The 21,121-nt window shown below is 65.6% G+C and carries 22 protein-coding genes; 9 read left to right on the forward strand and 13 right to left on the reverse strand.

Annotated elements, in window-relative coordinates:
- Positions 1 to 14: 14 nt before the first annotated feature.
- The 12 genes from dmpE to B552_RS0123290 are packed head-to-tail and all read right to left on the reverse strand — an operon-like array spanning position 15 to position 9,638.
- A complete protein-coding gene (gene dmpE / locus B552_RS0123235) occupies positions 15 to 797 on the reverse strand; it encodes a 2-oxopent-4-enoate hydratase (RefSeq protein WP_019451458.1) in 783 nt (260 codons plus the stop codon).
- A 28-nt stretch (positions 798 to 825) separates the two neighbouring features.
- Complete coding sequence (locus B552_RS0123240; protein WP_019451459.1) at positions 826 to 1,677, reverse strand: alpha/beta hydrolase; 852 nt, start codon at positions 1,675 to 1,677, stop codon at positions 826 to 828.
- Positions 1,674 to 3,128, reverse strand: coding sequence for a 2-hydroxymuconic semialdehyde dehydrogenase (locus B552_RS0123245; RefSeq protein WP_019451460.1), 1,455 nt, complete (start codon positions 3,126 to 3,128; stop codon positions 1,674 to 1,676). Before B552_RS0123245 ends, B552_RS0123240 begins: the two co-directional genes overlap by 4 nt.
- Positions 3,129 to 3,187: 59 nt before the next feature.
- The gene (locus B552_RS0123250) at positions 3,188 to 3,637 is read right to left on the reverse strand and encodes a heme-binding protein (RefSeq protein WP_019451461.1); all 450 of its coding nucleotides are present in this window, start codon (positions 3,635 to 3,637) and stop codon (positions 3,188 to 3,190) included.
- 48 nt (positions 3,638 to 3,685) lie between these two features.
- Positions 3,686 to 4,630, reverse strand: coding sequence for a catechol 2,3-dioxygenase (locus tag B552_RS0123255; protein WP_019451462.1), 945 nt, complete (start codon positions 4,628 to 4,630; stop codon positions 3,686 to 3,688).
- 22 nt (positions 4,631 to 4,652) lie between these two features.
- Positions 4,653 to 5,018, reverse strand: a complete 366-nt coding sequence (locus B552_RS0123260; protein WP_019451463.1) for a 2Fe-2S iron-sulfur cluster-binding protein — start codon at positions 5,016 to 5,018, stop codon at positions 4,653 to 4,655.
- 14 nt (positions 5,019 to 5,032) lie between these two features.
- Positions 5,033 to 6,097: a 2Fe-2S iron-sulfur cluster binding domain-containing protein gene (locus tag B552_RS0123265; protein WP_019451464.1), complete on the reverse strand. Its 1,065-nt coding sequence runs from the start codon at positions 6,095 to 6,097 to the stop codon at positions 5,033 to 5,035.
- Between the two features lie 4 nt (positions 6,098 to 6,101).
- Positions 6,102 to 6,470, reverse strand: coding sequence for a phenol hydroxylase subunit P4 (locus B552_RS0123270; protein WP_019451465.1), 369 nt, complete (start codon positions 6,468 to 6,470; stop codon positions 6,102 to 6,104).
- Positions 6,467 to 8,011 (reverse strand): aromatic/alkene/methane monooxygenase hydroxylase/oxygenase subunit alpha, encoded by a 1,545-nt coding sequence (locus B552_RS0123275; protein ID WP_019451466.1) that lies wholly within the window; start codon positions 8,009 to 8,011, stop codon positions 6,467 to 6,469. Before B552_RS0123275 ends, B552_RS0123270 begins: the two co-directional genes overlap by 4 nt.
- Before the next feature lie 49 nt (positions 8,012 to 8,060).
- Positions 8,061 to 8,330 carry an MmoB/DmpM family protein gene (locus B552_RS0123280; RefSeq protein ID WP_019451467.1) on the reverse strand — a complete coding sequence of 90 codons (270 nt, stop codon included), beginning with the start codon at positions 8,328 to 8,330 and terminating at the stop codon, positions 8,061 to 8,063.
- Positions 8,331 to 8,367: 37 nt separating this feature from the next.
- Positions 8,368 to 9,375, reverse strand: coding sequence for an aromatic/alkene monooxygenase hydroxylase subunit beta (locus tag B552_RS0123285; protein ID WP_019451468.1), 1,008 nt, complete (start codon positions 9,373 to 9,375; stop codon positions 8,368 to 8,370).
- Positions 9,376 to 9,428: 53 nt separating this feature from the next.
- Positions 9,429 to 9,638 (reverse strand): phenol hydroxylase subunit, encoded by a 210-nt coding sequence (locus B552_RS0123290; RefSeq protein ID WP_026035972.1) that lies wholly within the window; start codon positions 9,636 to 9,638, stop codon positions 9,429 to 9,431.
- A gap of 665 nt (positions 9,639 to 10,303) precedes the next feature.
- Between B552_RS0123290 and B552_RS0123295 the strand changes: the two genes are divergently transcribed.
- From B552_RS0123295 to B552_RS0123325, 7 genes are all read left to right on the forward strand, one after another.
- Positions 10,304 to 11,809, forward strand: coding sequence for a Toluene-4-monooxygenase system protein A (locus B552_RS0123295; protein ID WP_019451470.1), 1,506 nt, complete (start codon positions 10,304 to 10,306; stop codon positions 11,807 to 11,809).
- Positions 11,810 to 11,833: 24 nt separating this feature from the next.
- Positions 11,834 to 12,094, forward strand: a complete 261-nt coding sequence (locus tag B552_RS0123300) for a toluene-4-monooxygenase system B family protein (RefSeq protein WP_026035973.1) — start codon at positions 11,834 to 11,836, stop codon at positions 12,092 to 12,094.
- Positions 12,095 to 12,101: 7 nt separating this feature from the next.
- Entirely contained in the window at positions 12,102 to 12,437 is a 336-nt protein-coding gene (locus tag B552_RS0123305) for a Rieske 2Fe-2S domain-containing protein (RefSeq protein ID WP_026035974.1), read from the forward strand.
- A 19-nt stretch (positions 12,438 to 12,456) separates the two neighbouring features.
- Positions 12,457 to 12,774 (forward strand): MmoB/DmpM family protein, encoded by a 318-nt coding sequence (locus tag B552_RS0123310; RefSeq protein WP_019451473.1) that lies wholly within the window; start codon positions 12,457 to 12,459, stop codon positions 12,772 to 12,774.
- A 12-nt stretch (positions 12,775 to 12,786) separates the two neighbouring features.
- Positions 12,787 to 13,785 (forward strand): aromatic/alkene monooxygenase hydroxylase subunit beta, encoded by a 999-nt coding sequence (locus tag B552_RS0123315; protein WP_019451474.1) that lies wholly within the window; start codon positions 12,787 to 12,789, stop codon positions 13,783 to 13,785.
- Positions 13,786 to 13,833: 48 nt separating this feature from the next.
- Positions 13,834 to 14,832: a 2Fe-2S iron-sulfur cluster-binding protein gene (locus B552_RS0123320; protein WP_019451475.1), complete on the forward strand. Its 999-nt coding sequence runs from the start codon at positions 13,834 to 13,836 to the stop codon at positions 14,830 to 14,832.
- Positions 14,833 to 15,074: 242 nt separating this feature from the next.
- Positions 15,075 to 16,853, forward strand: coding sequence for a sigma-54-dependent Fis family transcriptional regulator (locus B552_RS0123325; RefSeq protein ID WP_026035975.1), 1,779 nt, complete (start codon positions 15,075 to 15,077; stop codon positions 16,851 to 16,853).
- Between the two features lie 61 nt (positions 16,854 to 16,914).
- Here B552_RS0123325 and B552_RS0123330 read toward each other — a convergent pair whose 3' ends face one another.
- A complete protein-coding gene (locus B552_RS0123330; protein ID WP_026035976.1) occupies positions 16,915 to 18,285 on the reverse strand; it encodes an outer membrane protein transport protein in 1,371 nt (456 codons plus the stop codon).
- A 410-nt stretch (positions 18,286 to 18,695) separates the two neighbouring features.
- Between B552_RS0123330 and B552_RS0123335 the strand changes: the two genes are divergently transcribed.
- The gene (locus B552_RS0123335) at positions 18,696 to 20,390 is read left to right on the forward strand and encodes a sigma-54-dependent Fis family transcriptional regulator (RefSeq protein WP_019451479.1); all 1,695 of its coding nucleotides are present in this window, start codon (positions 18,696 to 18,698) and stop codon (positions 20,388 to 20,390) included.
- Positions 20,387 to 21,112, forward strand: coding sequence for an FCD domain-containing protein (locus B552_RS0123340; RefSeq protein ID WP_019451480.1), 726 nt, complete (start codon positions 20,387 to 20,389; stop codon positions 21,110 to 21,112). The genes B552_RS0123335 and B552_RS0123340 overlap by 4 nt, the downstream gene beginning before the upstream one ends.
- Positions 21,113 to 21,121 lie beyond the last annotated feature (9 nt).

Here is a 21,121-nt window from a genome sequence, read left to right on the forward strand (position 1 = left end):
CCGATGGATATGAGTCAGATGAAGCGCACCGAGGTCCCGCCCAGCCCGCCCACGCTGCAATACAGGCTGTCGCCCGGCTTGACTGGCACCAGCGGCGACTGCGAGCCGGACAGGATCACGTCGCCTGCCTTCAGCGCGATGCCGAAGCGGCCCAGCGTGTTCGCCAGCCACGCCACCGCATTGACGGGCGAGCCCTGTACGGAGGCACCGCACGAGGTGCTCACGATCTCGCCGTTCTTCTCCAGCACCATGCCTGCCAGCGCCAGATCGAGGTCGCGCGGGCTGCGGCGCGTGCCGCCGAGCGTGAAGACGCCGCACGACGCGTTGTCGGCCACGGTGTCCTGGATGCGAATCTTCCAGTCGCGGATGCGGGAATCGACGATCTCGAAGCACGGCATCACGAAATCGGTGGCACGCAGCACGTCGGCTGCGGTCACGCCCGGCCCGCAGAGATCCCGCGACAGCACGAAGGCCACTTCCGCCTCCGCCTTCGGCGCGATCATCCTGGCCGTGTCCACCGGCTCGCCCTCGTTGAAGACCATGCCGGACAGCAAGTGGCCGAAGTCGGGTTGGTCCACCCCTAGCATGTCCATCACCACCCGGCTGGTCACGCCGATCTTCTTGCCGATCACGGTCTCGCCCGCTTCAAGGCGGCGGCCGATCATGCGCAACTGGATCTGGTACGCGTCTTCGATGGTGATATCCGGCTCGCGGTCGGTCAGCGGTTCCAGCGGCGTGCGCGTCAAGAGCGATTCGTAGAGCGCGTCGCCGTAGTGTTGGATCTTGGTAGCGTCCATGAGTGTTCCTTGATACGTGAAATTCGGTTCAGGCAACTGCGGCGGCGTCGGCTTCGGCCAGGAAGTTGCTCACCAGCGTCGCGAAGCGCGCGCTGTGCTCGATCTGCGTCCAGTGGCCGCAGCGGCCGAAAACGTGGAGCTGGCTGTTGGGAATCCAGTCCGCCAGCGTCAGCGAATTGGACAGCGGAATGACCTTGTCCTCCCGGCCGTGGACCACCAGCGTCTCGTGCGGCAGCGCGCGGATATCGGCCTCGGCGCTGGCCATTGCGTCGGCCCACCGCTGGCGCGGCGCGGGAAACATCGCGGCATAGGATTCCTGCACGCCCGGTGCCACGCTGGCTTCGTACCGCAGCCGGGCCAGTTCGTCGGTCACGCGGCCACGGTCGAAGGCGAACAGGTCCAGCAGCCCCCGCATTGCCTCCAGTGATGGCTCATAGCCCCACACTGCCTCCAGCCCCGGCGTAATGCGGAATGGCACCCCGACAGATCCCATCAGCACAAGCCGCCGCACCCGCTCCGGTGCACGGATGGCAAGCGCCAGCGCCAGCGCGCCGCCAAACGAGTTGCCGACGAGATCGACCTGCGGCAGTTCCAGCGCATCGAGCAGGTCCAGGGCCTGCTGCACCCAGACACCCATGCCGTAGACCTGCCCGGCAGGGCGGTCGCTCTGGCCGAAGCCGAGCATGTCCGGCGCGATGACGCGGCGTTCACGGGCCAGCGTCGGCAGCACCGGGCGCCAGTTGGCCCACGCGCTGACTCCCGGGCCGGACCCGTGCAGCAGCAGCACGGGCGAACCCCGGCCAACGTCATGCACGTGGGTTGTCACCGCACCCGTTCGCACGTACCGGGTTTCGGGTGCCTGAATTTCGCTCTCGCTCATAGCTTCACCATCACGTTGCGCAGTTCCGTGTAGAACTCCAGGGAATGCACGCCGCCCTCACGGCCGATGCCCGATGCCTTGGCCCCGCCGAATGCCGTGCGGAGGTCGCGCAGGAACCAGCTATTGATCCAGCACAGCCCCACGTCGATGGCACGCGCCATGCGGTGAGCCGTGCCAAGGTCCTGCGTCCACACCGTGGTGGCCAGCCCATAGTCGGTGGCGTTGGCCAGGGCGATGGCTTCCTCCTCGGTGTCGAACGGCGCGATGTGGCAGCAGGGTCCGAAGATTTCCTCCCGGATCACGCGCGCGCTTTCGGGCAGGCCGGTCCAGATCGTCGGCTGCACCCAATGGCCTTCGGCAAGGTCGGGCGGCATGGACGGTGCGCCGCCGCCGGTCACCACCGTCGCGCCCTCGCTGCGCGCCACGTCGTAGTAGGACATCACCTTGGCCTTGTGCTCGGCCGAGATCAGCGGGCCAAGACCCACGCCCGGAGCGTCTGACGGCCCGATGCGCAGCGATTCGGCCTTCTCCTTGAGCGCCTGCACGAACCTGTCGAAGATTGGCCGCTGCACGTAAACACGCTCGGTTCCCAGGCAGACCTGCCCACAGTTCTCGAACGCGCTGCGCGCGATGCCGGCCACAGCCTTGTCGAAGTCGGCATCGGCAAAGACGATGCCCGCGTTCTTGCCACCCAGTTCGAAGCTGACCGGCCGCACGCCCTTTGCCGCCGCCGTCATGATGGCCTCGCCGGTGCGCGTTTCTCCGGTGAACGTAATGCCGTTGACGCCGGGATGGCGGGTCAGGAACTCGCCAGCCGAGCCTGGCCCAAAGCCGTGCAGCACGTTGTAGACGCCTTTTGGCACGCCTACCTTCTCCATCACCTCGCCCAGCAGCGTGGCCGTGGCCGGCGTCTCCTCGGAAGGCTTGACGATCACCGTATTGCCGCAGGCCAGCGCGGGGCCTACCTTCCACGTCATCAGCAGCAGCGGCAGGTTCCACGGGCAGACCACCGCCACCACGCCCAGCGGGGCGCGCAGCGCGTAACTGATCGCCGTGCCACCGTCCGGCGTGGTCATCTCGAAGCTCTCGGTGGGTACGTTCTTGACGATGTCGGCGAAGACCTTGAAGTTGGCGGCGCCGCGCGGGATGTCGATATGCGCGGCGAGGCTGCGCGGCTTGCCGGTGTCGGCCAGTTCGGCTTCGAGGAAATCGTCGAAGCGGCGACTGATCTCGTCGGCCACGGCATGCAGCAGTTCAACGCGCCGGGTCACCGGCATGCGCCCCCACTCGCCATGCAGCGCGGCGCGCGCGGCGGCGACGGCGGCGTCCACCTCGGCCTGCCCCGCCTCGTGCACGAGCCCGATCACCCGGTTATCAACCGGCGCGCGGTTCTCGAACGTCTTGTTGGTGGCGACAAACTCGCCATTGATGAAATTGCGGAATTGCTTCACGGTCGGATTCCCGAGGCAGACAGTCCCAGACAGTCCCTGTCCTGGTTAAGAAGAAAATTTCATTGCAGGCCGATGGCGTGCAGGCCGGCGCGCGCGCAGGCTTCGTCCTGCCGGGCCGAGCCGCCGGACACGCCGATACCGCCAATCACCTCGCCAGCCTCGCGCATCGGCAGGCCGCCGCCGAAGATCACAAGCCCCGGGCGAGTTGCCAGACCCAGGCGCAACGGCTCGTCATCGGCCAGCAATTCGCCCCACTGCGCAGTGGGAAAGCCGAAGCTGGCCGACGTGCGCGCCTTGTCGATGGCAATGTCGATCGAGTGCAGGAAGGCGCCCGTCATGCGCGCAAAGGCCACCAGCGCGCCACCGCCATCCACCACGGCCACGTTGATGCGCAGGCCCTGCTCCGCTGCCGCCGCCACCGCGGCCGTCACCGCTGCCTGTGCTGCAGGCAGCGTGATATGGGGACGAGGTTCGCTCACACGGAGCGCGTTGGAAGCGGTCAGGGACATGGCAGTCTGCGGAAAGTGGTCATGGGGATGGCGGCCGGCACGGAGCGATCAGGTGTACACGTCCGTGAAGGACGGCACCGCTTCGCCGGTGTGATAGAAGATGCCGGTCCACAGCATGTCTTCGCTCCACGTCGTGACGGGACGGTCCGGCTGCGCAAGGTAGCCCAGCCCGGCGAATGTCTCGTTGCGGTTGCCGCTCGGGTCGAAGAAGTAGATCGTCTCTCCGCGCGTGATGCCGTGGCGCGTGGGCGCGACGTCGATCTTCGTCTTGTTCTTCGCCATGACGTCGGCGGCCTTGAGCACGTCGTGCCATGAGTCCAGGAAGAACGCGATGTGGTGCAGGCCGCTGCGCGGCCCGCCAACGAAGGCGATATCGTGCGGCGTGGAACTGCGGGCGAGCCACGTCGCCGCCTGCACCGAGCCATCCGGCCCCACCAGCACCTGCTCCGTCAGGAAGAAGCCAAGCACATCCCGCATGAAGCGCGTGTTGTCCGCCACGGTGTTGATGCCGGCCTCGGGGTTCAGTTCGCACATCAGCAGCGCATGGTCCAGCCAATGCGCGCCAGCTCCCTTGATGTTGTCCGGCCACGGGTCCGGGTTGCGGCTGCCCACCTCCGTGCCAACCAGTTCCTTCATGGCGTAGAGCCGCATGTCGTGGCCGCTCGGCAGCAGGAACTGCAGCATCCGTCCCGTGGACGGCAGCGTTGCCTCTGGCAGCATCGTGGTGCGGATGCCCCAGGCTTCGATCCTGGCCTGCAGTTCGTCGAGATCGGCGTCATTCTCGACCTTGTAGGCAAGGTGGTTCAGGCCGGCCTGGTCCGACGGCGTGAGGATGAGCGAGTACTTGTCCCACTCGTCCCAGCACTTCAGGTAAACGTTGCCGGCCTTGTCCTGCATCGTCACCTTCATGCCCAGCACGTTCTCGTAGTGCCGCAGCGCGGCGGCCATGTCCATCACCTTCAGGCTTGCATGCCCAATTCGTAGAACACCCATTTCTGTCTCCTCGTTGAGGGTCTCACTGCGGTTTGTACTCGGGCTGCGCCCCCGCAGACGCGGCGAAGCCCTTGAAGAACGATTTCTCGATCCGGCCCAGCACGGCAAGCCGCACGGCGGTCAGTGGTGCCTCGCGGCATGCCAGCGTGATGCCCTGTGCTTCTTCTTCAGCGCTGACGTGCGCCCGGCTGAGCGGCCCCAGTCGCGCCGTGCGGCCTTCGATGACGCGCACCTTGCATACCCCGCAGCCACCGTTGATGCAGCCCACCGGGATGCCCTTGCGCCCAAGGCGCAACATGCCGGCCAGCAGGCTTTCGCTCGTCGCGCAGACGTAGTGCTCCTGGGTCTGCTCCACGCAGACATCAACCTTTGGTCTTTCATCCGGCATTGCACGGTCCTCCTTCACACGCGGCGGAACAGCGGGCTGCGTTGCGCGTCGGCATCCGCCGCCGAGAGGAATTTCTCGGTGTAGATGTCCTCCTCGAAAAGCCGGCCCTGCATCAACGCACCGATCGTGGCTTCCACCATCGGTGGGGGCCCGCACAGGTACGCCTTGTGCCCGGCGAACTGCCCGTCGAACAGCGTCCGCGCGGCGTCGTGCGCATAGCCCCGCGCACCGCGCCAGTCGCTGTCTTCTGGCTCGCCGGACAGCACGGGCACGTACTGGAAGTTGGGGTGCCGCGCAGCCAGGTCGACGAACTCGTCGTGGCCGTACAGCTCTTCCAGGCTGCGCTGACCGTTGATCAGCGTGATGGGAAGCGCGCAGCCGCCCGCCAGCAGGTCAAGGATCATCGAGCGAGGGCTGGAAAGACCCGATCCCCCTGCGACGAACAGCATCGGCATGCCCGCCGACTGCCGCACGAAGAAGCGGCCATAGGGGCCAGTCACGCGCAGCACGTCCCCGACCCGTACCTGCTCATGCAGCACGCCGGTTCCCGCCCCGCCGGGCACGCGGCGCACCTGCAACGCGATCTCGCCGGTTTCCGCGACTTCGGCGGGGGCGTTGGCGATCGAGAACGCACGCTGCTGCCCCAGCCCGGGAATCTCGACCATCACGTACTGGCCGGCCTGGAAGTCGATCGGCTGGTCCAGCTTGAGGCGCAGCCCCTTGATCGTGGGCGTCAGCGTTTCGATGCGCGTCACCGTCGCCGCGAAATCCCGCACCGGGATGACGCGGGCGTCCGGCTCCTCATCGATGTCGGCTTCGATGCAGACATCGGTAAGCGCCGTCGCGCAGCAGGCCAGCGTTTTGCCCTCCTCCCGTTCGAAGTCCATCAGCGCGAACGGGTTGGCCGCGCCGTGGTCCACTTCTCCGCTGGTCACCTGTACCTTGCACGTGCCGCACAGCCCGTGCCCGCAGGCGTGCGGTATGTACACGCCAGAACGCAGCGCTGCGTCGAGCAGCGTCTGGCCCTCGGCCACGTCCAGCGTGGCGCCAAGGGGTTCAATGGTGATTTGATTGCACATGGCTTTAGCTGCAGGAACCGTTGATGCCGGCAAGGCCCGGCGTGCGAAAACGGATGACGTCCTTGTGGCCCAGCCCGTTCGCGGCGAGCGAGGCCGCCGGGTCCGGCGTCCACGGCTTGCCCGACCTGAACCACTGCACCGTGCTCCAGTCGATACGCTCGAAGTCGGGGTGCTCGGCGTAGATGCCGGGCAGCACCTGGCTCACGAGCGCGCCGAACGGCATCTCGGGCGGCAGCGGTACGCAGACCGGCGAGCAGAACATCAGGTGGTCTTCCCATCCGATGTACAGCAGCGGCGCGGGGAAGTTCTCACGCACGTCCTTCATGGGGAACTGGTAAGGCACCCCGGCGGCGGGATTGACGACGACGCTCATGCTTTCTCTCCTGTCCAGGCGGCGAAGTTCTTCTGGTCCTCCGATCCCTCGAAGTCGAAGTTGTCCCGTCCGATGTTCATTTCGTAGTACTGCAGGACGGCTGTCAGCGGATCGAAGCCTTCCGCCGTCGGGTCCGTGCCTTCGGGGAAGCAATGCCCCTGGTAGATCTGGTGCACCGGCAGCCAGCTCTGCACGTACTTCTCCGGCTCGTCCTCGAAGATGTGCTGGCAGTGATCGGAGCAGAAGTGATACTTGTTGCCGAAGTAGCTGGTCTCGCGGTAGCAGATCTTCGTGGCATCACCGGGCTCGGTGAAGAACATCGGGACCTGGCACGTGGTGCACAGCATCGGCAGCGTCTTGTTGTAGAAGCGCCGGCCTTCGTCCGCGCGCTCGCGCCAGTATTCGAAGCGCGGGCGATACAGCTTGTCGAAGCTCTCGGGATACTTCTGCGACAGCCACTGCATTTCGTCGTCCTGCGGCAGCCACGTATGGAAAGGCGCTGCGGCCCCGTAGTTGTAGAAGGTGGCCCACGCCTGGTGGCTGATGTGGTCCTTGCCCTCGCAGGCGTCCTTCCAGCCGCGCGGCTCGCGAATGCCGTAGCGCGCGAGGTCCTTGAACAGCGCACCGCCGCTGCCCTCGGCGTACATCTCCCACGCCTCTTTCCAGCTCATCACGCGCTTGGGCAGCATGTAGTCCTGCATCATCGCCACGATGGTCAGCAGGCGGTAACCGCGCCAGAACCATTTGTCGATCCAGCGCTGCACGATGGGCACGTTGCCGGGATCCTGCTCGAGCATGAACTTGATGCACTCGATGCCCAGCGTCATGTGCCGCGATTCGTCGGACTGTGCCGAGAATCCGAACGTGACGGTACTCATATCGCCGTTGTGTGCCGCGCCTGACATGAAGGGCACGAACAGCAGGTTCGTCAGCACGTACTCGAACGAAAAGCTCACGGCCGTCAGGAACTCGAATGGGCCGGCGGTGCAGGCATCCTCGAAGAACGACTTCGGCACGGACAGGTACCAGACACGGTCGAACCAGTGGTGCGACCGGTGCAGGCCGTTGAAGTACTTGTTGTAGTGCGAGATCGCGTGCGTCTCGGTCTGGTAGTGGCGCAGTTCGTCGATGGACTGCATCTGCGCCGCAACGCGCGCGCCCTCGCCTGTGAACTGGCGGCCAACATGCGCAAAGCCACGGTGTGCGCAGTATTCAAGCGGCGTCACGCCCTGGAGGAACAGCTTCAGTGCGTTGATATAGCGGGCATCGCTGACGCCAAGCTGGCCGTTGTTCTGCGCGAAGGCCTCGATCACCGCATACAGCTTCTTTTCCTTCTCCCCCTGGTACTTCCAGTAGGCGTCCATCGTCAGGCGGAACGGGTCCTGCCACTTGTCCCAGTCGTGGATCTTGATGCCTTCATAGGTGTCGTAGGGAAAGACCTTGTCCATCGGCTGGTACGTGGTCTCCCAGCCCAGGCCGCGGGTCATGGCGGCGTACCGTTCCTTCAGGCCAAGCTTCTTCTTGGCAACGCGGGTATCCATGGTGTGTCTCCTCTTGTCGGTATGTGCGGTGCTGTGCGTCCAGCGGCGTTCAGTGGTTCCAGCTCAATGTGAGCTGGTCGTCGTCTTCGTCGATCTGGCCCGACAGCGTGACCAGGTTCACGTGTAGCTGCTGCAGGTCGAAGGGCCGGCCGGTCTGTTCCTCGATGGTTTCGCGACGGATAGTGAGCCTGCCGGGGGCATCGATCTTGACGAGCCCCGTGGGATAGCTGACCACCGCCTCGGGGTTGTCAGTCACGATCGCTTCGACGACGGGACGCGATTCCTCATTGGCCTGGAAGGCGATAAAAACCTGGGACATGGTTGTTCCTCTGCAAGAAGTCCGGACGTGTGACGGGTCAGAGCGCGAGGCCGAGCTTCGCGGCGCGTGCATCGAGCGCGGCGGAAACCTCGCCCAGCGCGGCAGCACCGTGCTCACCAAGCGCCAGTTCGGCAATCGGCGCCATGGCCTGCGTGGCGCGGGCTACCCAGTGTCGGAACCACTGCGTCAGCAGTTCGCGGTTCGCGGCGGCCTCAGGCTCGGTTGCCGCGACCATCGTCTTCACGACGGCGTCTACCCAGCGCGTGGTTTCGTCGTGCCACTCGGGCATGAAGCTGGTCAGCATGGCCGCCGCCGTACCGCCATGCAGCGTGAGGTGGTCGTCCACGTAATGACCGTAGACCAGCGGGTACAGCAGGCCATCGAGCGCAAGGTTCTGCGCGACGAACAGCTCCACCGGGTCCTGCAGGACGAAGGTGTCCTCTACATAGCGGCGCAGGTCCTGCCAGCACGCATCGTCGAGCCAGGCGCGCTTGCCAGCATCCAGCACGTCGGGTTCGTCCAGTGCCAGCGCCAGGCGCGTGATCAGTTGCGCGATGCCCAGGTGATCCATCGCATGGAACATCGCCGGCGCAGTGAACGCCGTGCCGTAGCCATAGGCGCAGATCGCGGCGTTATTCATGTTCGCGCCCCAGGCCACGTGACGCAGCGGCAGCAGCACCTCCAGCAACCGCGTGCGCAGCGCATCGCTCATCGAAGCGGCCAGCCCGCGTGACTCCACGAACTGGAAGTTGGCCTCCACCGCCTCCTGCTGGCGCGCGCGGGTCATCGTCCACGTGGCGTAGTAGAACTGGCGCGGGTCCTTCAGGGCCTGCCAGTCGGCCAGACGGATGCGGCTGCGGCTGGCGTCGAACAGCTCATGCGCCGGGTCCCACGTCGGGCGATAGTGGAAGTTGGCCATGGGCTGCCCGCCATAGGTGGCCTCCTGGTAGCGCGTTGCGGCCTTGCCTTCGCCAACAAGTCGTGCAACGTGCGCGAACGTCTGCCGCAACGGCGTGATCTCGCGGGTCTGCAGATCGATATTCATGCGGATGTCTCCTGGTGCTTTTATGAAATGGGGCTTCGGTGGTCTGTGCCGCCTCAGGTTTCCAGCCTTGTCACCTGATGCCGGTCGCAGAAGGCCATGAAGGCCGGCTCCGGCAGCAGCAGGTCCACGCTCAACTCCGGCCAGCCGATGGCGAACTCGAAGCTCACCAGCCCATCGGCATGGCGCTCGACGCGGCTCACGAACTTGCGCGTGACATCGACATCTGGCAGTGCGTCGCCGGTTGTGGCGGAGGGGGAAGTCATGGGCATGTCCTCTTGGTGGTCCGTGGTCCGTGGTCCGTGGTCCGTGGTCCGTGGTCCGTGGTCCGTGGTCCGTGGTCCGTGGTCGGTGAATCTGCGCTGGCCACTGCGATGTGTCGCGGTGACAGCCGGTCTTTGCAGAAGCTGTGCCAGCCGACTGTTTGATCCGCATAAATCTCGATATTTGCAGGGAAAACCCCTACTGAGCGCGGGGTGCACGAGATCGGAAGAGCACCTTTCCCGAAGGGACGCTGTGCGCCTAAAGGGCCGCTAATGGTGGGAATTTGATGATTTGGTTGAGTCGATTCGGGGCGCCTTCATCAAATGATCGATTCCCTGGCTAATCGTGCGAAATCGGCTACTCGCTAGATTCTCGAGATTCTTATCAATTGATGAAACTCGCCGCCGCGCGAAGAGGGCCCGCATCTCATCAAAAACTGAAATCCATGAGTGCCCGTCCGTTTTTGCGGCGCACAGGTTCGGGCCTCCAAGCGCGGTGGAGTACCCCGCCATCCCTTGCGCTCCAACGGTTTTGCAATGCAGCACCGCTGCACAGCCATGCCCGCTGGCATTGCATTTGCGAAAGAGAAAGCGCCCCGGGGTCTGCGGACTGTCGCAACCGGGACTGCAAATCAAGAAAGACATGACATCCACCAAGGAGATATCCCATGGCGCTTTTGGAACGCGCAGCGTGGTACGACATTGCCCGCACAACGAACTGGACGCCGACGTACGTCGCCGAATCCGACCTTTTCCCGGAGGTCATGGCAGGGGCGCAAGGCGTGCCCATGGAAGTCTGGGAAACCTATGACGAGCCCTACAAGACGTCGTATCCCGAGTACGTCCGCATTCAGCGCGAGAAGGACGCCGGCGCCTACTCCGTGAAGGCCGCGCTGGAGCGCAGCCGCATGTTCGAGGACGCCGATCCCGGCTGGCTGTCGATCCTGAAGGCGCATTACGGCGCCATCGCGCTCGGCGAATACGCGGCGATGAGCGCCGAGGCACGCATGGCCCGCTTCGGCCGCGCGCCGGGCATGCGCAACATGGCGACGTTCGGCATGCTCGACGAGAACCGCCACGGGCAGTTGCAGCTCTATTTTCCGCACGACTACTGCCAGAAGGACCGGCAGTTCGACTGGGCGCACAAGGCCTATCACACGAACGAATGGGGCGCGATTGCCGCGCGCAGCACCTTCGACGACCTGTTCATGTCGCGCAGCGCCATCGAGATCGCCGTGATGCTGACGTTTGCGTTCGAAACGGGATTCACCAACATGCAGTTCCTCGGCCTGGCAGCCGATGCGGCGGAAGCCGGCGACTTCACCTTCGCCAGCCTGATCTCGAGCATCCAGACAGACGAGTCGCGGCACGCGCAGATCGGCGGCCCGGCACTGCAGATCCTGATTGCCAACGGGCGCAAGGAGCAGGCGCAGCAGCTTGTGGACGTGGCCATTGCCCGCGCATGGCGCCTGTTCTCCCTGCTGACCGGCACGTCGATGGACTACGCCACGCCGCTGCAGCATCGCAAGGAGTCATTCAAGGAGTTCATGACGGAATGGATCGTCGGCCAGTTCGAGCGCACGCTGATCGACCTTGGCCTGGACCTGCCCTGGTACTGGGACCAGATGATCAATGAGTTCGACTACCAGCACCATGCCTACCAGATGGGCATCTGGTTCTGGCGGCCGACCGTCTGGTGGAACCCGGCCGCCGGCATGACGCCGGACTGCCGCGACTGGCTCGAGGAAAAGTATCCCGGCTGGAACGACACGTTCGGCAAGGCCTGGGACGTCATCATCGACAACCTGCTTGCGGGCCGGAAGGAACTGACCGTCCCCGAGACCCTGCCCATCGTCTGCAACATGAGCCAGTTGCCAATCTGCGCGGTGCCCGGCAACGGCTGGAACGTCAGGGACTATCCGCTCGACTACAACGGCCGCACGTACCACTTCAATTCCGAGATCGACCGCTGGGTCTTCCAGCAGGACCCGGTGCGCTACCGCGACCACCTCACCCTGGTCGACCGTTTCCTCGCCGGGCATATCCAGCCGCCCGACCTGGGAGGCGCGCTCCGGTACATGAACCTCGCCCCCGGCGAGATTGGCGACGACGCGCACCAGTACGCGTGGGTAGAGGCCTACCGCCGCCAGCGCGAACAGATCAAGGCCGCCTGACGCGGCAACCCGATGGAGGATGACATGGCACTGTTTCCAGTGATTTCGAATTTTCAGTACGACTTCGTGCTGCAGCTCGTCGCCGTTGATACGGAGAACTCGATGGACGAGGTAGCGGCGGCCGCCGCGCACCATTCAGTCGGGCGCCGCGTGGCGCCCCGGCCCGGCAAGGTCGTACGGGTGCGCCGCCAGGGCAGCGACCAGTTCTACCCCCGCGACGCGCGGCTAGGCGACACCGATATCAAGCCAATGGAGTCGCTCGAATTCATCTTTTGCGATGCATGAGGTCACCATGAATTTCCAGAAAGTCTCCACGCTCGACGAGCTGTGGGAAGGCGACATGGCCGAGGTGGAGGTGGACGGCCACGTCATCGTGCTCGTCCGCCCCGAAGGCGGCGCGCCACGCGCGTTCCAGGGCATCTGTCCGCACCAGGACATTCCGCTTGCAGAGGGAAAGTTCGACGGGCGCGTACTGATGTGCCGCGCCCACCAGTGGACCTTCGATGCCAACACGGGCAAGGGCATCAACCCCGGCGGATGCCGGCTTGCCGAGTATGCCGTCAAGGTCGATGGCGATGACATCCTCATCGCCGTCGAGGGCGTCGAACCACTGTTCTCCAACTGCTGATATTGCACAGGAATCGACCATGAGCATGGACCACAACACCGCCGAGGCGTACCGAAACAACCGCGTCGGCCCCGTGCTGCGCGCCAGCAGCATCACCGACGGCGTCATCGAGGCCGCGCGCGAAGACAACCCGGGGAAGAACATCCGCGTCGACGACAAGCTCGCATACGTGCGCATCGACACCGACGGCGAGCTGATCCTGCGCCGGGCCACGCTGGAAGATGCGCTGGGCCGCCCGTTCAGGATGTCCGAACTGGAGGTCAACCTCAGCTCGTTCGCGGGCCGCATCGAGACCACGGACGACTACGTCCGCTTCTATTACGAAAAGACGCTGTAACCGGAGACGAGCATGACCACGCAACCCGACGTCCTCAAGCCGCTGAAGACCTGGAGCCACCTGGCCGCGCGCCGGCGCAAGCCAAGCGAGTACGAGATCGTCTCGACGAACCTGCACTACACGACCGACAACCCCGACGCGCCGTTCGAACTCGATCCGAACTTCGAGATGGCGCAGTGGTTCAAGCGTTACCGCAACGCCTCGCCGCTGGCTCACGCCGACTGGAACGCGTTCCGCGATCCGGACGAACTGGTCTACCGCACCTACAACATGCTGCAGGACGGCCAGGAAACCTATGTATCCGGCCTGCTCGACCAGTTCTCCGAACGCGGCCACGACGCCATGCTGGAGCACGCCTGGGCCGGCACGCTGGCGCGGCTGTACACCCCGGCGCGCTACCTGTTCCACGCACTGCAGATGGGATCGGCCTACCTGACGCAGATGGCGCCCGCGTCCACCATCTCGAACTGCGCCGCCTACCAGACCGCCGACTCGCTGCGGTGGCTCACCCACACCGCGTATCGCACGCGCGAGCTGTCCCAGACCTTCGGCGACGTGGGCTTTGGCACCGACGAACGCAGGTACTGGGAGCAGGACCCGGCGTGGCAGGGCTGGCGCAAGCTGGCCGAACACGCGCTCGTGGCATGGGACTGGGCAGAATGCTTCGTCGCGTTCAGCCTGGTATTGCGGCCGGCGATGGAGGAAGCCGTCCTGCGCGGGCTCGGCGAGGCGGCGCGCCACAACGGCGACACCCTGCTCGGCCTGCTGACTGACGCGCAGCTTGCCGACGCCCAGCGGCACCGCCGCTGGGCCGGCGCGCTCGTCCGCATGGCCCTGGAGACGCCGGGCAACCGTGACGTGCTGGCCGGCGCGATCGCCCGTTGGGCGCAGCTTGCGGACGATGCGATCGGTGCCTACTGCGCGGCGTTGCCCGACGCGCCGAACGCAAAGGCGCGCGCCTGCGCGGCCCTGCGCGACTACTGGGACGGCATCGGCCTGACGAGCCTGTAACGCAGGACGAGCCGGGCGATTCGACTCAACAGCCACCATCGGAACCCCATGAAATACCAGATATCGATCGAAGGCGGCGCGGCGTTCACCGTCGCCGCGGAAGAAGACTCGCTGCTGCGCGGCGCCCTGCGGGCTGGCATGGCCCTGCCGCACGAGTGCAGCGTGGGCGGCTGCGGCGCGTGCCGCTTCGACCTTGTGGACGGGCTCATGGAATCCGTCTGGCCTGAGGCGCCCGGCCTGTCCGAGCGTGACCGCAAGCGCGGCAAGCACCTTGCCTGCCAGTCGCGGCCGCTAAGCGACTGCACGATACGCGTGCGCTGCGATGAGTCGTATCGCCCGGCAGTCCGGGCGCATCGGCAGGCGGCGACACTGCTGGCACGCCATGCGCTGACGCCTGACATGAGCGAATTCACGTTCCAGATACCGGGCGCGGCAGACTTCCGGCCCGGCCAGTACGCGCTGCTCTACCCGCCCCATGCACCGGGCGCGCGTGCCTATTCGATGGCCAACCTGCCCAACGCGGAAGGCATCTGGAAGTTCGTAATCCGCCGCGTGCCGGGCGGGTCCGGCAGCAGTGCGCTGTTCGACCAGGTCGGAATCGGCGAAAGCATCGCATTCGACGGACCGTACGGCCACGCATACCTGCGCGATGACAGCCCCCGCGATATCGTCTGCATTGCCGGCGGCTCGGGCCTGGCGCCCATGCTGTCGGTTGCGCGCGGAGCGCTCGCCGGCGGCGGTTCGCGCCGTGTGCACTTCTTTTATGGTGCGCGCGGGCAGGCCGACCTCGGTGCCGTCGACGCGCTGGAGGCACTCGCCGAAGACCAGCGCCTGGCGCTGTCGGTGGTACTGTCGGCGCCCGAAAGCACCTGGACGGGACCGGCAGGATTCGTGCACGACGAAGTCGAGCGCACGCTGGCGGGTCCGCTCGACGGCTACGACTTCTATTTCGCGGGCCCGCCCCCGATGATCGAAGCCGTGCAGGCGCTGCTGATGCACAAGCACCAGGTGCCGTTCGGGCAGATCCGTTTCGACCGCTTTGTCTAGTCCGGCCACGTCTCCGTTGAGGCGCACACCGCACAGCCACGACGCCGGATCACCGCATCGCCGGAACAACCATGTCGCGTGCTATTACCAATCGCCATATCTGGAAGTTGGGGATAAGCTCCTTCTATCAGGCACTGGATGGCCTGCGCGGGCCGGTGGACGCCAGTCGCCGGACTGGTCCGCACGCTGCGGGGCAGCGCGCTCCCGCGACCGCAAGCGCGCCAGCCGCGACCGAGGAAATCATGGCGAAAAGGCATCCCGGAACACCGAAGCCCGATTCATCGGCGCAAGACCACCCCGCCCAGAGCCCGAAGCGCGCGTCCCCCGATGGAATCCGCGTGCCGGCGATTCACGACCTCGCCAAGCGGCTGCGATTTGCGCCGCAGCAGGGCCGCATCTGGCTCGACGACCAGCGCATGATGCTGATGCATATCAGTTCGCTTGGCGCCCTGCGGCAGGAACTGATCGAAAGCCTCGGCAAGGAAACGGCGCGCGGCTTGATCACCCGCATCGGCTACCAGGCTGGCACGCGGGACGCGGCAATGGCACGCAAGGTCCGCGCCGGCCTGAACACCTATGACGACTTCCTGGCCGGCCCGCAGCTTGTCTCGCTGGAGGGCATGGTGCATTGCGAGCCGGTGGCGCTGGATATCGATGTCCAGCGCGGCCACTACTTTGGCGACTTCTATCTCGTGGACAGCTCCGAGGCGGAGGCCCACATCGCCGGCTACGGCATCGGCAACGAATCGGTGTGCTGGATGCTGATCGGCTATGCGTGCGGCTATACCAGCGCCTTCATGGGCCGCCCCATCCTGTGGAGGGAAACGGAGTGCCGCGGGATGGGGCACGCCAAATGCCGCGTGGTAGGCAAGCCGGTGGAAGAATGGGAAGACGCCCAGGACGACCTGCGCTTCCTGCGGATCGGCGACTTCGTCAAATGGGCGCCACAGGCCGAGGCGCCCCTGCCCGCCACGAGCCGCATTGCGGCACGGCTGTCCAGCGCGCCGGAGAACAGCTTCGGTGTGGTCGGCATCTCCGCCGGCTTCAATACCGTCTGCCACATGGTCAACAAGGTGGCGCCCACCGACGCCACCGTGCTGTTCCTGGGGGAAAGCGGGGTTGGCAAGGAAGTCTTCGCGAACAACCTGCATCGCCTGAGCAAGCGCGCCGATGGCCCCTACGTTGCGGTGAACTGCGCATCCATTCCCGAACACCTGATGGAATCGGAACTGTTTGGCGTCGAACGCGGCGGCTTTACGGGTGCCACCACGTCCCGCGCCGGACGTTTCGAGCGCGCAGACGGCGGCACGCTCTTTCTCGACGAGGTCGGCACGCTGAGCTTCACGGCACAGGGCAAGCTGCTGCGCGCGCTGCAGCAGGGCGAGATCGAGCGCGTGGGCGATACACGCACCCGCAAGGTCGACGTCAGGGTGGTGGCCGCCACGAACGTGAACCTGCGCGAAGCCGTCAAGGCCGGACACTTCCGCGAGGACCTGTTCTTCCGCCTCAACGTCTTCCCGATCCAGGTGCCGCCGCTGCGAGAGCGGCGCGACGACATCCCGCTGATGATGAACTGGTTCCTCCAGCGCATGGCACGCAAGCATGACAAGCACATCACCGGCTTCCGCGAGCGTGCCGTGGACGCGATGTTCGCGTACGACTGGCCCGGCAACGTGCGGGAACTGGAGAACATGATCGAACGCGCGGTCATCCTGGCCGAGGACGGCGGCGCGCTCGACCTGTGCCACCTGTTCACCAGCGGCGAGGAAATCGATACCACCGCGTTCATGCTGAAGCGCAGCGGCAGCATTGGCAGTGTCAGCGAAATTAGCGAAGCGGAACCCCCGTCGAGCGGGGCCATCATCCGCCAGGGTCTTGCGGAAACGGAGGTGGCCATGTTGCGCGCCGCCGTGGCGGAGGCCAACGGCAATCTGTCACGCGCGGCCCGTGTGCTGGGCATCAGCCGCCCGACGCTGGCATACAGGTTGCAAAAGTACGGCATTACGCCGGAAGCGCGCTGACGGGACGCGGGACGCACCCCCGGAGAAGGCGGCGCGCTGCCTCCTCCGGGGGCTTGATCCGCTAGAAGCGCTTGCGGTATGCCACGACGACGTTGAACTGCGAATGCTGCACGGTAAGCGGTACCGCCGTGTTCGGCTGGCTGGCATTCCCCACGGTCTTTGGCAGCACCACCGACAGGGCAAAGTCGATGGCATCGTCCTTGCCGAATGCGTAGGTGGCGCCGCCGGTCAGGCTGGTCGTCGGAATCGCTGGCACAACGGCCAGAAGCATGCCGTTCGGGATGGCCTCTTGCGCGTAGTGGAACCCGCCGCGCGCCGTCCAGCCCGAATCGAAGCGGTAAGCCACGCCAAGGCCGAACACGTTGATATCGCGGTAGTTCTGCGGGATCGAAAGGTCCAGGTTCGCACCCGCATGCACGAAGCTGACGTTGATGTCACGCATCACGCTGGACCAGAACACCCGCTGGTAGTCCGCCGAGGCCGACAGGCGCTCGTTGAACTGGTGGCTGATACCCACCGTGAACTGCGCCGGCATCTGGAAGTCCCGCACCTTGACCTCGCCGCTTAGCGGAATGTTGCCCGCGACAGAGCTGACGGCCGCGAGCGTCGCCTGCCCGCGGAGATCCCCCACCCGCGTTTTCGCGTTGTAGGCCAGCCCTACCCGGGTATCGGGCGTGATGTCGTAGGTCAGCCCCAGTTTTCCGCCGATGCCCCAGGCGTCGGCCCCGCCACCGACGGGCGCGCTGTTCGAGAAGCCCAGGTACCCGCCGGAAAGGCCGGGCACGGAAAGCAGCGTGGGTACCAGCGAGCCGGACACGCGCCGCTGGCTGGCAAGCGTGCCGATCTGCGTGACGTCGAGCAGCGTGCCGAGATTGAGCGACGTCCAGACCGCATCCAGCGAGGCGCCGAGCGTCAGCTTGTCCGTCGCCCGATAGGCCACCGCAAACGGAATGCGCAGCACCAGCAAACGGGAAAACTGGTCCAGGCCCGTCTGCACGCCATTGGACGTGCGCGACAGGAAGCTGCTGCCCCCGTATTGCGTACCGAGCCCGCCCTCCGCAAAGATGCCGGCGCCTAGCGCGATGTTGTCATGACGGTAGACGAATGCGGCCTCCGGCGCAAAGTAAGGCCCGTTGTTGTTGCCGTGGTTGCCAGACCGGGCCGTCTCGTCCGTTGCCGTGTTGGTGGCCTTGATGTCGGTGGTCACCACGTCGAGCCCAAGATGCATGTGATTCCCCTCGGCCATCAGGCCGAGTGTTGCCGGATTCGCCATCATCGCCGCGGGCCCGATGTCGAAGGCCGCTCCGGTCCCGCCCATTGCGCGGGAAACGGGGCCAAAGCCTTCCAGGTTGAACACGTCCGTTGCTCCCGCTGGTGTTCCGCACGCCGCAGCGCATAGCGCCACGGCCACGCGGACGTAGTTGCCTCTCACGAGTGTCTCCTTGTCATTTTCGGGGGATAGCGAAGCGCGCGGCACCGCCGGAGAAGCGGCCGAGCCTGCGCATTCGCAGTGGTGATGCCTGCGGCCGGCCTGGCGTTGCGGCGCGGTCGCGTCAGGCGTGTTGCAGAAGCCGTACCAGCCCGGCGATCCACCGCACTAAATCTCGATATTTACAGGGAAAACCATGAGAGATTTCCGCCTTGAAGCGGCACTCTTGTGTGGAAGCCGGGCGACGAGCGACACCCCCTTGCCCGACTTTGACGATATGATCTACGCGTCGACGTACCCTGGCTTCATCAAATGATCGAATCCGGAGTGCGCGCGGACGGTCCTTGCCTCGTCCGGCACGATCCAGCAGAATATCGAGATTCCACCCACACCTAACCACAGGGGCGCACGCCGTGGAACCCAAGCTCAGTTACCCTCCGAATGCCGATCTGCGGCACCTCCTGCGCTTCGATCCCGAGAGCGGCACCATCTGGCTGGGCGAACGCCGCATGGTGCTTCTGCATACCGCCGCACTGAGCGGCTTGAGGCAGGACCTGATCCATTCGGTGGGGCCCGTGCACGCGCGCCGGCTGCTTACGCGCATGGGATACGCGTCTGGCCGGCGCGACGCCGAGTTTGCTCGCACGACGCGCGGCGCCCTCTCGCTCGACGCCGCGTTCCTTGTCGGTCCGCAACTGCACATGCTTGAAGGCGCTGCTTGCGTGACACCGGTCCAGCTCGATTTCGACGCCGCCACCGGCCGCTTCTCCGGAGAATTCCGTTGGGACAACTCGTGGGAAGCCCATGCCCACCGGCAAGCCTTCGGGCTTGCGGAAACGCCCGCCTGCTGGGTTCTGCTCGGATACGCCAGCGGCTACACGAGTGCCTTCATGGGCCGCCTCATCGTCTTCAAGGAAACATGCTGTGCTGCCTGCGGTGCCGACCACTGCCAGATCGTCGGCCGGCCTGTGGACGAATGGCCTGACGCCGCCGAACAGCGCCAGTACTTCGAGGACGATTCGCTTCTCGACACCATCGCCGCGCTCAACGAGCAGGTGCAGGCACTGGTGACCACCATCGAGTCGGCCCGCGAGCCGGGCATCTCCGCCGGCATGCTCGTCGGCGCCTCGCCCGCGTTCCAGGAAGCCCACGCCTTGCTCAACCGCGCCGCTGCCACGCAGGTGACCGTATTGCTGACCGGCGAGACGGGCGTGGGCAAGGAACGCTTCGCCCGTGCCTTGCACCAGGGATCGCCCCGCGCCGCCGGTCCCTTCATCGCCGTCAACTGTGCAGCGCTACCCGCCGACCTGATCGAGGCCGAACTGTTTGGCGTCGAGCGCGGCGCCTACACCGGCGCGCACGTCAGCCGCAGCGGCCGTTTCGAGCGGGCGGACGGCGGCACGCTCTTCCTTGACGAAGTCGGCGACCTGCCCTTGCCGTTGCAGGCCAAGCTGCTGCGCGTGCTGCAGGACGGCGAGATCGAACGCCTTGGCGCGGAGACCGCGCGCAAGGTCAACGTGCGGCTCGTCACGGCAACGAATGTGGACCTTGAAGCGGCGGTGTCGCAGGGACGGTTCCGGCGCGACCTGCTGTACCGGCTCAACGTCTATCCGATCTGCATTCCGCCGCTGCGCGAGCGGACGACCGATATCGAGCCACTGGCAAACCACCTGCTGGCGCGCTTCAGCGCGCTCCACCAGAAGCGCCTTTCCGGGATCAGCGAACGCGCGATGCAGGCGCTCGTGCACCACGATTGGCCCGGCAACGTGCGAGAACTCGAGAACCTGATCGAGCGCGGCGTCATCCTTGCGCCGCAAGGTGGAAGCATCGAACTGGAACATTTTTTTCCGCACCAGCCACCCGGAATACAGGCAACGGTAAGCGCGAGAGGCCGGCTGGCGCCGGTGCGGGCGGACAGCGAGCAGGCTCTCTGCGCGCGCATTCTCGATAGCGGGCTCAGCCTGGAATCGCTGGAGAGCCAGCTTCTCGACCTTGCCGTCGAACGCGCCGGCGGCAACCTGTCAGGCGCGGCACGGCAACTCGGCCTGACCCGTCCGCAGTTGGCCTATCGCCTCAAGCGCCACGAAGACAAAGGCAGCGAAGAATGACCCCCGCCAAAAGCCGCATCGCTCGCGACAGCGTGACAGACGACCCGCCTCCCGAGCCCGCCGAGCCGCGCACGCTGTGCGAGCGTGCCTATCTCCAGTTGCGGCAGGACATCGTGCAGGGACGCATCCGCCCCGGCGAGCGCCTGCGAGTCGAGCACCTCAAGGATCGCTATCAGGTGGGTGCCGGCACGTTGCGAGAGTCGCTGGCGCTGCTTGTATCCGATGCCCTGGTGACCGTTGAAGGCCAGCGGGGATACCGGGTCACGGCCATCTCGCTGGACGACCTGCAGGACCTCACTGACACGCGGGTGCGGTTGGAAACCGAGGCGCTTCGCCTGTCCATTCGCTACGGCGATACACAATGGGAAGCGCAGTTGCGCGCGGCGTTCGACAACCTCAGCGCCCTGGAAGCCCGCGGCCCTTCGGCGGACCCGGTCGGCTGGGAGCAGGCCAACCGGTGCTTTCACGAAGCCCTGATCGCGGCGCACCGCTCGCCATGGAGCCAGTATCTGCTGAAGCTGCTTTACCGACACGGGGAGCGCTATCGGCACGTCGCCATCCGTCTCGGGACGAACCAATCCGCCTCCCGGAACGTGCATGAGGAACATGCGTCGATCTTCGAGGCTGCCGTAGCGCGCCAGGAAGCGCGCGCCGCGCTCGCGCTGGAGGCACATATCCGCCTCACCTACGAATTGCTATCGAGCGCGCAGGTTGAAATGTAGGCGGCCGTC

Origin of the sequence: Cupriavidus sp. BIS7 (assembly GCF_000292345.1) — a bacterium.
Taxonomy (GTDB): Bacteria; Pseudomonadota; Gammaproteobacteria; order Burkholderiales; family Burkholderiaceae; genus Cupriavidus.